Source organism: Sphingobium sp. Cam5-1, from assembly GCF_015693305.1.
Lineage (GTDB): Bacteria > Pseudomonadota > Alphaproteobacteria > Sphingomonadales > Sphingomonadaceae > Sphingobium.
In genome coordinates, this window is record NZ_CP065138.1 from 1,200,695 (window position 1) to 1,212,529 (window position 11,835).

The 11,835-nt window shown below is 60.4% G+C and carries 14 protein-coding genes; 7 read left to right on the forward strand and 7 right to left on the reverse strand.

From position 1 onward, the window contains the following. Position 1 precedes the first annotated feature (1 nt). The 4 genes from IZV00_RS06085 (at position 2) to IZV00_RS06100 (ending at position 2,889) form a co-directional block, all read left to right on the forward strand. Complete coding sequence (locus IZV00_RS06085; protein WP_196226238.1) at positions 2-352, forward strand: hypothetical protein; 351 nt, start codon at positions 2-4, stop codon at positions 350-352. Beyond that, positions 352-867: an acetolactate synthase small subunit gene (ilvN, locus tag IZV00_RS06090; RefSeq protein WP_196226239.1), complete on the forward strand. Its 516-nt coding sequence runs from the start codon at positions 352-354 to the stop codon at positions 865-867. Before IZV00_RS06085 ends, ilvN begins: the two co-directional genes overlap by 1 nt. Before the next feature lie 180 nt (positions 868-1,047). After that, positions 1,048-2,067, forward strand: a complete 1,020-nt coding sequence (gene ilvC, locus IZV00_RS06095) for a ketol-acid reductoisomerase (protein ID WP_196226240.1) — start codon at positions 1,048-1,050, stop codon at positions 2,065-2,067. A gap of 198 nt (positions 2,068-2,265) precedes the next feature. Continuing rightward, a complete protein-coding gene (locus tag IZV00_RS06100; protein ID WP_196226241.1) occupies positions 2,266-2,889 on the forward strand; it encodes a YceI family protein in 624 nt (207 codons plus the stop codon). 88 nt (positions 2,890-2,977) lie between these two features. Here IZV00_RS06100 and IZV00_RS06105 read toward each other — a convergent pair whose 3' ends face one another. After that, entirely contained in the window at positions 2,978-3,544 is a 567-nt protein-coding gene (locus IZV00_RS06105) for a DUF1993 domain-containing protein (protein WP_196226242.1), read from the reverse strand. Between the two features lie 301 nt (positions 3,545-3,845). On the opposite strand from IZV00_RS06105, the gene leuA reads away from it, so the two are divergent. Beyond that, positions 3,846-5,516, forward strand: coding sequence for a 2-isopropylmalate synthase (leuA, locus tag IZV00_RS06110; protein ID WP_196226243.1), 1,671 nt, complete (start codon positions 3,846-3,848; stop codon positions 5,514-5,516). Positions 5,517-5,635: 119 nt separating this feature from the next. Here leuA and IZV00_RS06115 read toward each other — a convergent pair whose 3' ends face one another. After that, a complete protein-coding gene (locus tag IZV00_RS06115; RefSeq protein ID WP_230463318.1) occupies positions 5,636-5,986 on the reverse strand; it encodes a VOC family protein in 351 nt (116 codons plus the stop codon). A gap of 62 nt (positions 5,987-6,048) precedes the next feature. Between IZV00_RS06115 and trmFO the strand changes: the two genes are divergently transcribed. Continuing rightward, entirely contained in the window at positions 6,049-7,401 is a 1,353-nt protein-coding gene (gene trmFO / locus IZV00_RS06120) for a methylenetetrahydrofolate--tRNA-(uracil(54)-C(5))-methyltransferase (FADH(2)-oxidizing) TrmFO (RefSeq protein WP_196226531.1), read from the forward strand. A gap of 12 nt (positions 7,402-7,413) precedes the next feature. Here trmFO and IZV00_RS06125 read toward each other — a convergent pair whose 3' ends face one another. Both IZV00_RS06125 and IZV00_RS06130 read right to left on the reverse strand, forming a co-directional pair. After that, a complete protein-coding gene (locus IZV00_RS06125; protein WP_196226244.1) occupies positions 7,414-7,878 on the reverse strand; it encodes an EF-hand domain-containing protein in 465 nt (154 codons plus the stop codon). An 11-nt stretch (positions 7,879-7,889) separates the two neighbouring features. Further along, on the reverse strand, positions 7,890-8,414 hold the full coding sequence (locus IZV00_RS06130) for a hypothetical protein (protein WP_329604490.1): 525 nt from the start codon (positions 8,412-8,414) through the stop codon (positions 7,890-7,892). A 243-nt stretch (positions 8,415-8,657) separates the two neighbouring features. Here IZV00_RS06130 and IZV00_RS06135 point away from each other — a divergent pair, with 243 nt between their 5' ends. After that, the gene (locus tag IZV00_RS06135; RefSeq protein ID WP_196226246.1) at positions 8,658-8,804 is read left to right on the forward strand and encodes a hypothetical protein; all 147 of its coding nucleotides are present in this window, start codon (positions 8,658-8,660) and stop codon (positions 8,802-8,804) included. A 99-nt stretch (positions 8,805-8,903) separates the two neighbouring features. Here the strand turns inward: IZV00_RS06135 and IZV00_RS06140 are convergent, their stop codons facing one another. The 3 genes from IZV00_RS06140 to IZV00_RS06150 form a co-directional block, all read right to left on the reverse strand. After that, entirely contained in the window at positions 8,904-10,283 is a 1,380-nt protein-coding gene (locus IZV00_RS06140) for a pyruvate dehydrogenase complex E1 component subunit beta (protein WP_196226247.1), read from the reverse strand. Beyond that, positions 10,283-11,356: a pyruvate dehydrogenase (acetyl-transferring) E1 component subunit alpha gene (gene pdhA, locus IZV00_RS06145; protein WP_196226248.1), complete on the reverse strand. Its 1,074-nt coding sequence runs from the start codon at positions 11,354-11,356 to the stop codon at positions 10,283-10,285. Before pdhA ends, IZV00_RS06140 begins: the two co-directional genes overlap by 1 nt. Positions 11,357-11,466: 110 nt before the next feature. Further along, a complete protein-coding gene (locus IZV00_RS06150) occupies positions 11,467-11,778 on the reverse strand; it encodes an FtsB family cell division protein (RefSeq protein ID WP_196226249.1) in 312 nt (103 codons plus the stop codon). Positions 11,779-11,835: the final 57 nt, after the last annotated feature.

Genomic DNA, 11,835 nt, shown 5'->3' on the forward strand with positions numbered 1-11,835 from the left:
CGTGACTGGGCATCTGAAGCTCCGCATCCATGTGAGCGAACCCTTTGACTTTGAACGGATGAGCGGCACGGCCGAGCTGAAAGGCTGGACCGTGGACCATAGCGATCCGGAGAATGAAGATTGGGAAGTTCACCTGGATGAGGGCTTCGATTTTCACGAACGCCGGATAGGCCGCCTGTTGATCAGCCCGCGCTATGTGGGCGAACATCTGAGCCGCATGTTCGATGCGATCGCGGGGTTTCCCGTTCGCATCGCTCATCGCGACGATGGCAGCTGGCACTACGCCTTTACGGGCATGATTTCCGAGCGCCATGAGCGCGAAAAAGAACCGGACAACGGAACGAGCATCTGATGCACATTCAGGAAGAATATAGCGAGCGGCACGTCCTGTCGCTGACGGTCACCAACGAGGCGGGTATCCTTGCTCGCATTGCGGGGCTTTTCACCGCGCGCGGATATAATATCGACAGCCTGACCGTGGCGGACATCACGCCCGACCATGCGATCAGCCGCATCACCATCGTCACCAACGGCCCGCCCAAGGTGATCGACCAGATCATCGCCCAGCTGGACCGACTGGTGCCGGTGCACAAGGTAACGGACCTCACCGCCAACGGCCCCTTCGTCGAGCGCGAACTGGCGCTGGTCAAGGTCACGGGCACGGGCGAGGACCGGATCGAGGCGCTGCGCCTAGCCGACGTCTTCCGCGCCAAGGTGGTGGACACGACGATCGAAAGCTTCATCTTCGAGATCACCGGCACGACCGACAAGATCGACAATTTCGTCGGCCTCATGCGCCAGATCGGCCTGGTCGAAGTCGGCCGCACCGGCGTAGTCGGCCTGATCCGCGGCAAGGAGCCGAACTAAAAGAATCCCCTCTCCCCTTAAGGGGAGAGGGCAGCGAGACTTGGCAGCTTGGCTGCCTAGTCGCAGCGGGAGAGGGGCCAGCCCTCTCCACCTCCATCGAGGCCCGGCTTGACCGAGCCAAGATTTCGTATCCTCTCCCTGCCGGGCGAGGAAAAGGCACGGTCTGAAGGAAGAACGGACATGAAGGTTTATTACGATCGCGATGCCGACATCGGCCTCATCAAGGGCAAGAAGGTCGCCATCCTCGGCTACGGTTCGCAAGGTCACGCCCACGCCCAGAACCTGCGCGACAGCGGCGTCGCCGAAGTCGCCATCGCGCTTCGCCCCGGTTCGGCCAGCGCCAAGAAGGCGGAAGGCGCAGGCTTCAAGGTCCTGCCGAACGCCGAAGCCGCCGCATGGGCCGACGTCCTCATGATCCTCGCGCCCGACGAGCATCAGGCTGCGATCTACGCCGACGACATCCACGCCAACCTGAAGCCCGGCGCGGCGCTCGCCTTCGCCCATGGTCTCAACGTCCATTTCGGCCTGATCGAACCGCGCAAGGATGTGGACGTGATCATGATCGCGCCAAAGGGTCCCGGCCACACTGTCCGCAGCGAATATCAGCGCGGCGGCGGCGTCCCCTGCCTGATCGCCATCGCGCAGGACGCGACCGGCAACGCACATGACATCGCCCTCTCCTACGCTTCGGGCGTCGGCGGCGGCCGCAGCGGCATCATCGAAACCAACTTCCGGGAGGAATGTGAAACCGACCTGTTCGGTGAGCAGGCCGTGCTGTGCGGCGGCGCAACCGCGCTGGTCCAGGCCGGTTTCGAAACGCTGGTGGAAGCTGGTTACGCTCCCGAAATGGCCTATTTCGAGTGCCTCCACGAACTGAAGCTGATCGTCGACCTGATGTATGAAGGCGGCATCGCCAACATGCGCTACTCGATCTCGAACACCGCCGAATATGGTGATATCAAGACGGGCCCGCGCATCATTACCGAAGAAACGAAGAAGGAAATGAAGCGCGTCCTTGCCGACATCCAGTCGGGCCGCTTCGTCAAGGACTTCGTGCTCGACAACCGTGCCGGACAGCCCGAATTGAAGGCCAGCCGCCTCGCCGCCCAGCGTCACCCGATCGAGGAAACCGGCGCGAAGCTGCGCGCCATGATGCCCTGGATCGCCGCCAACAAGCTGGTGGATCAGGAAAAGAACTAAGCCAAAATTAGCCCCTCCCTTTTAAGGGAGGGGTTGGGGTGGGTGCGATTGTGATGAGCAATCGCTTCCCATTTCCGCCCGTTCCCGTCACCCCAGAATTTCAATCCGGTAACTCTGCGTTTCCGGTTACGCCTCTGGAACAATCAAGGGACGCCGCTATGGTAGCGCGTCCCTTGACCGCTTCTGGAGAACCTATCCATGCGAAAATTCCTGATTTCCGTCGCTGCCCTCGCCGCCCTGACCGGCGGCGCCGTCATCGCTCAACAGATGCCTGCTGCGCCCGGCGCAAAGGACCCGGCCCGCGTGACCGGCGGCACCTATCAGGTTGATCCGGGTCACACCCAGGTCGCCTTCGCCTATGACCATATGGGCTTCTCCAACAATTTCGGCATCATTTCCGGCCCGGTCGGCACCTTGACGCTGGACCCCAAAAATGTGGCCGCTGCAAAGGTCTCGATCGAAGTCCCCATCGCCAATGTCCGCACCGGCATCACCGCGCTGGACGAGCATCTGATGAAGTCGGACTTTTTCGATAGCACCAAATTTCCAAAAGCGACCTTCGTCTCCACGAGCGTGAAGCCCGATGGCGCGACCAGCGCAGAGATCACCGGAAACCTCACGATCAAGGGTGTTACCAAGCCGGTGACGCTCGATGCGGATTTCTACGGCGCGGGCAAGGCTCCGCCCATGGCGGGCGGCAAGGAAAATGTCGGGTTCGTCGCGACAACAACGGTCAAGCGGAGCGATTTCAATATGGGTTACGGCGTCCCGATGGTCGGCGATAATGTGGAACTGAAGATCGTCGCTGCCTTTCAGAAGTAAGCCGTCAAGCCCGGGTGATGAGCCGTCGTCACCCGGGCTGTTCCCGGAATAAATCCTATCCGACTTGGGACCGGCGTGGCTATGGGCCTTAGCTAGTCGGCATTGTGCCCGGCCGTATATATGGGAACATGTGCGCGATGTAATCCGCCTTGCCCAACTCCACCCCCTGGTTGCGCAAGATTGCGTAGGAGGTCATGACGTGGAAGTAGAATTGGGGCAACGTCCAGTCGCGAGCATATTGCTCGGCCGTGAGGTCGAAAATGATGCCCATCGGCAATGCATGCTCGATCGGGCTTTGCGGGTCGGTACTAAGCGCGTCCGGAGCAAGATCATCCAGCAGGGCGAGCGTCTCATCAATTCTGGCCTTTGCGCTGGCGATCGAGCCGGGATTTTCCTCCGCGTTCCGGCCCTCATCCAGAAGAGCCTGGATCGACATGGGAAACTCCTCTCCCTTTAGCCGAAACACGCCTTCCCAAGCCTGCACACAAGCGAACCGGATCTGGGTGGACAGCGGAAACATGTCGGGAGCAAGCCGCGCGGACAGAAGCGCGTTGGCCGCATCGCCACCCATTTGCGCCTCAGCTTTGTCGAGCCAGCCAGAGAGGGTTTTCAGCATCTGGCTATAGGTCGGTATAAGGAGGTTGGTCAGGGACATGGGGGCCTCGCGATGGGATGGATCATTGTGGTGACGAGGTAAATGAACCTTCTGCCAAACGCCTTCCACAACAAAAGCTGGACGCGGAGCCACGAAAGCGGTTAAGGCAGGTGCATCATGCAGCGCGCGCTTCTTCCCCTGCTACGACTTACACGCCCTTAGGCGTGGCATTTCTGCTGCTCTTCGCTTGAATGACGCAGCAATCCGCCTAAGGGCATATCCAAACAGATAGTCGTTCCACCGGGCAGGCCGCGCCTTTGTTTCAAATAGGGGCCGCCCGTTTGCAAAGAAGTAGCTTCCCATGATGCTGACCGACCCTTCGCAGAAATACCGTCCCTTCCCTCAGGTGAATCTGCCCAACCGCCAATGGCCCAGCGCCGTCATCACCTCGCCGCCGCGCTGGCTGTCGACCGACATGCGCGACGGCAACCAGTCGCTGATCGACCCGATGAACGCGGAAAAGAAGCGCCGCTTCTTCGACCTGCTGATCAAGGTCGGCGTCAAGGAGATCGAGGTCGGCTTCCCCAGCGCGGGCGCGACCGAGTTCGACTTCATTTCCGGCCTGGTCCGCGACGGCGCGATCCCCGACGATGTCTTCCCGCAGGTGCTGACCCAGGCGCGCGAAGACCTGATCGCCACTACCTTCGAATCCCTGCGCGGTGCGAAGAAGGCGATCGTCCACGTCTATAACGCCGTGTCGCCCGCCTGGCGCAACATCGTGTTCCAGATGGACCGGCCGCAGATCAAGGACATCGCGATCAACGCCGCGAAGCTGCTGCGCGACAATGCCGCCAAGCAGCCCAATACCGACTGGCATTTCGAATATTCGCCGGAAACCTTCTCCACCGCCGAGCTGGATTTCAGCTTGGAATGCTGTGAAGCGGTGATGGAAATTCTCCAGCCCACGGCGGAACGCCCGCTGATCCTGAACCTGCCCGCCACGGTTGAGGCGGCTACGCCCAACATCTATGCCGACCAGATCGAATGGATGTGCCGCAACATTTCGAAGCGCGACAGCGTCGTCATCTCGCTGCACACCCATAATGACCGGGGCACCGGCGTCGCCGCGGCCGAGCTGGGCCTGATGGCGGGCGCGGATCGCGTTGAAGGCTGCTTGTTTGGCAATGGCGAGCGTACCGGCAACTGCGATCTCGTGACCGTCGCGCTCAACATGTACACGCAGGGCGTCAAACCGGGGCTGGATTTCTCCGACATCGACGAGGTCATCCAAACCGTCGAATATTGCAACCAACTGCCGGTCCACCCGCGTCACCCCTATGCGGGCGAGCTGGTGTTCACCGCGTTTTCCGGCTCGCATCAGGACGCAATCAAGAAGGGTTTCGCCGTTCAGGAAACCCGCAACGACCAGATTTGGGACGTCCCCTACCTGCCGATCGATCCCAAGGATTTGGGCCGCGACTATGAAGCCGTGATCCGCGTAAATTCGCAATCCGGCAAGGGCGGCGTCGCCTGGGTGTTGCAGCAGGATAAGGGGCTGAAGCTGCCCAAGCGCATGCAGGCCGACTTCTCCCGCGTCGTTCAGGCGCTGGCCGATCAGACCAGCCGCGAGCTGAACGCCGCCGATATCTGGACCGCGTTCGAGGATCATTACCGCCTCTCCGGCGACCAGCCCTACAAGCTGATCGATTATAATGAGACCGGCCATGCGGGCGACCGCATCTTCACCGGCAAGATCGCGCATAAGGGCGGCGAACGGTCTATCTCCGGGCGCGGCAACGGTCTCATCTCCTCCGTGCTGGCCGCGCTGCGCGACGATCTGGGCGTCGATCTGGAGGTCGCGGACTATAGCGAACATGCGATCGGGGCTGGGACCGACGTCGCCGCTGCCGCTTATGTCGAATGCCGCACGCCCGATGGCCGCACGGTCTTCGGTATCGGCACCGATACGGACATCGCGACCGCCTCAGTGCAGGCCGTGTTGTCCGCCGCGAACAGTGTTGCAGCGGGCTGATCGATAGGATGCAGGCAGCGGCTCGCCGCCGCGAACGCTGCCTGCAACAGGTTTAAGAGATATTCTCTGCCGCGTTCAAATCGACCTCCGCGTGACAAACGGCTTCCACGTTGATGCCGTCAGGGTTCAGGATGAAGGCAGCGTAATAGTTTGACCCGTAATGCGGCCTGAGGCCCGGCGCGCCATGGTCCCGCCCACCGGCACGCAGGCCCGCTGCATGAAAGGGCATGAACCTGCGCACGGTTTTCGACGCGAAAGGCGACGTGAGTGCCCTCGCCCACCCTTTCATTGTCGCCGATCCAGAAGAAGGCGTCGTCGTCCCGGCCATAGCCGTGCGTCTCACCGCCGCTCTCATTATCCGCCGCCGGGATGGTCACCAAACGCCGCAGCCCAATCGCGCCCAGCAGTTCGTCGTAAAAGTCGCGCGACCGTCCCGCGTCACTCACGGCGATGCCGATATGGTCGATCATTTTGCGCTCTCCTTTTGCCGCCAATTGACCTAAACGCCAGCCACCAACGCATGGACGGACAAATGGGCGAAACGACAGATCATCAGGTGCATATTATCGGTGGCGGGCTGGCTGGGTCGGAAGCCGCCTGGCAATTGGCGCAGGCTGGTGTGAAGGTGCGCCTGTCGGAAATGCGGGGTGGTGGCGACATGACCCCGGCGCACCAGACTGACGGCCTTGCCGAACTCGTCTGCTCCAATAGTTTCCGGTCGGACGATGCGGACAAAAATGCCGTTGGCCTGCTGCATCAGGAAATGCGGCGGCTGGATTCGCTCATCATGGCACAGGCTGAACCCGCTAAGGTCCCCGCCGGATCGGCCCTGGCCGTAGACCGGAATGTGTTTTCCGATGGCGTTACCCGCGCCCTGTCCGATCATCCCAATGTCGAGATAGTGCGGGAGCGCATCGATCAGTTGCCGCGCGAAGGGATGACCATCGTCGCCACTGGGCCGCTGACCGCACCAGCGCTCGCGGAGAGTATAGGCTCCGCTGCGGGCATGGATCATCTCGCATTCTTCGACGCGATCGCGCCCGTCGTGCACTTCGACAGCATCGACATGGACAAATGCTGGATGGCCAACCGCTGGGACAAGATCGGCCCCGGCGGTGGCGAGGGCAAGGATTATATCAACTGCCCGATGACGAAGGACCAATATCAGGCATTTGTGCAGGGGCTGCTCGACGGCGAAAAAACTGAGTTCAAGGAGTGGGAAACGAACACGCCTTATTTCGAAGGCTGCATGCCGATCGAGGTGATGGCCTCCCGAGGCCCCGAAACGTTGCGGCACGGCCCGATGAAGCCGATGGGGCTCGACGATCCACGCACCGGCCGCTGGCCCTATGCCGTCGTCCAGCTGAGGCAGGACAATGCGTCGGGCACGCTGTGGAACATGGTTGGGTTCCAGACAAAGCTCAAGCATGGTGCGCAGGTTGACCTCTTCCGTACCATTCCCGGACTGGAGAAGGCAGAGTTTGCGCGGCTGGGCGGGCTGCATCGCAACACCTTCATCCAGAGCCCCAAACTTCTGGACGCGACCCTGCGCCTGAAGAGCGCACCGCACATCCGCTTCGCTGGTCAGATGACTGGGTGCGAAGGATATGTCGAAAGTGCGGCCATTGGCCTGCTGGCCGGGCGTTTTGCCGCCGCCGAACTGCTTGGTCTGCATATACCCCCGCCGCCGGGCGATACGGCCCTTGGCGCATTGCTGGGTCACGTCACGGGCAATATCGCGACGGCGGACTATCAGCCGATGAACGTGAATTTCGGGCTTTTCCCGACCCTGGAAGATGTGAAGAAGAAACAGCGCAAGGAGGCTTATACTGCTCGCGCCCGCGCTTCCTTGGCGCAATGGTTCAGTCAGTTTGAAATGAGCTGAGCGCCCTGCTGCTCAGCAACGGCATTTCGGTTTCGCCGTTCGCTTGGGCGCGGTCGTTGCAAATTCCGCCGGGGTCAGCTTTCCGTCCGCATTCGTATCCGCGCCGGCAAATCGATCCGATGTGGCGACGGCCCATTCCTCGAAGGAAAGAAGATTGTCCTTATCCTTGTCGAGCGCTTTGAACGCCTTGACCCGGCTGCCCAGCATCTCGACCCGGGTGATAAAGCCGTCACGGTTCCGGTCATAACGGCCGAAGCGCTTTTGCTCGCGGCTTTGCGGACTGGCTTCTCCGGGCGTGGGAGGTGCTTTGCCAACGGCGTCGGGATTCCCCTCTGGCAATGCTTTTATTGCAGGCGGCGGCGGTGGACCAACTATGGCCTCAGGCACCGCGCTACTGGCCGCGCGTCCTTGCCACCAGAAAAGCCCCGCCGCCACAAGAAGCAGCGCGGCCCCGGCGCCAGCCATGATACGTCCCAAGAAATTTCCCCTCAACGCGCACTGAACGCGACACGCAATAGCCGAAGATATAGGCCGGGAGTCAACCGGTTAGGAGCGGCCTTCCCACGCGTGACGTCCCCTTGCGCCAAGCCATAGGCAATCCGCATTGGTCGCCATGATGCAGGCCAGACTGGATCGCATGAAAAAAGCTTGTGCCGGGCAAGATCGATCGCCTTGGCGGCGAGATCAGGGCTGCTGACATGACCTGAAAAATCCCAAAGCGCCCATGCGGCCCCTGCCTGGATCAACCAATCCGGGACCTCTGCTTCACCCGTAAGCGATTGGAACAGCCCTCCACCTCTTCCGATCGCATAAGCATCCAGATCATCGTCGGCGATGAGCGCTTCCCAGCCATCAAGCCATGCCGTCAGGCCCGCCGGTGGAGCTTCCCCAGCCGTGCGTAAGGCATCAACCAGCGGATCACCCCTGCCCTTCACGCCCACTGCATCGGTCAAAGCTTCCTGCCACCATGCGAGCCGCAACTGACCGATCATCGGTTCTGTAGTAGTGGCCACGACACGACCGAGACGCGCGTCCAACGTCCATAGTAAGCGGTGGCGCGAAATGTCGGGTCCCGCATAGGAGCTAAGTAACGTAGCTAATATCGAGGGCCGATCTTCTGCCTGGTCATTCATGAAGCATATACCGGCCGCTAAAGTTTATCGGCATTTTAATCAGTTCTCGGATATCGACACTTCATCGTTTCAAGCCGCACCTCACCCCGTGGGGTGGGGCTATGAGCACGGGTGAGAGCTAACATGAGAGACCGGATCAAGCGCACGCTGTTTATTTTAATGCGGCTCTATCACAATCAGGCAGGTAACGCGCTGCCGATTGCGGCTGCTGCAACGATACCGTTTGTGGCGATCACCGGCATGCTGTTGATCTCAACCGTGGGTATCTAGGCAATCATGTGCGACTGACTATCCGCCTAATCAATATTCGTAAGGTATCGATTTTCTGGAGAAGGAAGAGGAGCGACACGATGCCGCTCCTCTCGCCCTTCATCGATAACATACTTTCTTAACAGCAGCGACCACCCGAGCCGCGTCGATTAGCGCGGCCTTTTCGAGGTTTGCGGCGTAGGGCAGCGGCACGTCTTCGTTGGTCACGCGTAGCACCGGAGCGTCGAGGTCGTCGAAGCCCTGTTCCATTACGACCGCTGCGATTTCGGAGGCGATGGAGCAGACGGGCCAGCCTTCCTCGACCACCACGATGCGGTTGGTCTTTTTCAGGCTTTTCAGAACCGTTGCCGTATCGAGCGGGCGCAGGGTACGCAGGTCGATGACTTCGGCATCGACACCCTCTGCCGCGAGTTGTTCGGCAGCTTCCAGCGCGATGCCCACGCCGATCGAGTAGCTGACCAACGTCACGTCCTTGCCAGCGCGCATGATGCGAGCCTTGCCGATCGGTAGAACATAATCGTCAACCTTGGGCACATCGAAGCTGCGGCCGTAGACAAGCTCATTTTCAAGGAAGACCACCGGATCTTCTGACCGGATCGCTGCCTTCAACAAGCCCTTGGCGTCGGCAGCGTCATAGGGAGCGATGACGATGAGGCCAGGGACGGCCGCATACCAGGGGCCATAATTCTGGCTATGCTGGGCACCCACACGGCTCGCGGCACCATTAGGGCCGCGGAACACGATCGGACAGCGCATCTGGCCGCCGGACATGTAATTGGTCTTGGCCGCCGAGTTGATGATGTGGTCGATCGCCTGCATGGCGAAGTTGAACGTCATGAACTCGACCACGGGGCGCAGGCCGCCCATCGCTGCGCCAGCGCCAATGCCCGCAAAGCCATATTCGGTGATCGGGGTATCGATAACCCGTCGGTCGCCAAATTCGTCGAGCAGGCCCTGCGTGACCTTGTAGGCGCCCTGATATTCGGCAACTTCTTCGCCCATCACGAAAACGCGCTCATCGCGGCGCATTTCCTCCGCCATGGCGTCGCGCAGCGCTTCGCGGACGGTGGTCTTCACATATTCGGTGCCTTCCGGAAGATCCGGGTCGGCAACACTGGCCTTCGCTTCCGAAGCAAGTTTGGCTGTCCCGCTCTCCGCCTTTTTCGGCGCTTCGGGAGCAGCTTCAGCCTTTCCCGGGGGCGTGCTCGCTTCAGCCTTGGGAGCAGTAACTTCACCGCCCTCGCCCGCCATCGTGGCGATGACAGTGCCCACCTTCACGCCTTCGGTGCCTTCAGGAATGACGATCGCGCCGATTTTTCCTTCATCGACCGCTTCAAATTCCATGGTCGCCTTGTCCGTTTCGATTTCAGCAAGAATGTCGCCAGAACGGACTTCGTCGCCTTCCTTCACAAGCCACTTGGCCAGCGTGCCTTCCTCCATCGTGGGAGAGAGCGCCGGCATCTTGATTTCGATACCCATTAATATTGCTCCACCAGCACGTCGGTATAGAGTTCGGACATGTCCGGTTCGGGCGACGTTTCGGCGAAGTCCGCCGCGTCGCTCACGACCTTGCGAATGTCCTGATCGATCTTCTTGAGTTCGTCTTCACTCACACCGGCGTCGGTCAGATATTTTTTTACGCCCTCGATCGGGTCCGACTTGTCCCGCATCGCCTGCACTTCCTCGCGCGAGCGGTACTTGGCGGGGTCGGACATGGAGTGGCCGCGATAGCGATAGGTCTTCATTTCCAGCAGGATCGGGCCATTGCCCCCCTGCACCCATTTGAGAGCTTCTTCCGTGGCACCACGCACAGCGAGCACATCCATGCCGTTGACCTGGATACCGGGAATGCGGAAGCTTTCGCCGCGACGATAGAGCTGATCTTCCGCCGAGGAGCGATTGACGCTCGTGCCCATGGCGTACTGGTTGTTCTCGATCACGAAGATGATCGGCAGCTTCCACAGCTCGGCCATGTTGAAGCTTTCGTACACCTGCCCCTGGTTGGCAGCGCCGTCGCCGAAATAGGCAACGCAGACGCCGCCATCACCATTATATTTATGCGCAAATCCGAGGCCCGCACCCAGCGACACCTGAGCGCCGACGATGCCATGGCCGCCGAAGAATTTATGCTCGACGCTGAACATGTGCATCGAACCGCCCTTGCCGCGCGAAATGCCAGCCTCACGGCCCGTCAATTCAGCCATGATGACATTGGGATCAATGCCATAGGCGAGCATGTGGCCATGGTCGCGATAGCCGGTGATAACGCTATCTTTGCCAGGCTTGAGCGCGGATTGGATGCCGACGGCTACAGCTTCCTGGCCTATATAGAGGTGACAAAAGCCGCCGATCAGGCCGAGGCCGTAAAGCTGGCCCGCCTTCTCCTCGAAGCGGCGGATGAGGACCATCTGCCGATAGAATTCCAGCAACTCTTCCTTCGTGGCCTTGTAATCCGAAGGAGTTTCGGGGCGAGGCCGGTTGTGATCCGCGCTGGCAGGGCTTTGTGCCTTTGCCTTTGCACGCGAAGGACGCGGCGTCGTTGGTTTCGCCAAGGCTTTTATCCTTTTGCCTGGTGATGGATGGAAGGAAGCCCGATATAGCGGCAGACCGGCCCGGATTGCAACGCCACAGCCCGCCTAATAACGCCATGCGACGTTGTGGCTTAGTTGAGCGGGACGATTACTTCGTCGTGGTGGATCACGCCAAGTTGGCGACGGATCAATTCGTCACTCAGGTCTGGATCGACCCGGCGCGGGTTGAGCAGGTCAACGCGATTACGAAGCTCATTCCGTTGCGCCTCAACCGATTTAAGCTCGGCCTGCGAACGGTGTAGCTGGCGAGTATAATCCCCCCACGCAAGAACGCCGTTTGAACCCAGCACGACATATCCGGCAAAGAACAGCAACAGCAGAACCGCAATAGCAGGCCCAAAGGCCGAAAATAACAACATGCGGAGCTTCGCGATGTGCGCCATGGAACAGTTGAATCACAGGCCGGAGCCGGCCGCAAGCAAAAACTGGTTAACTTGCGG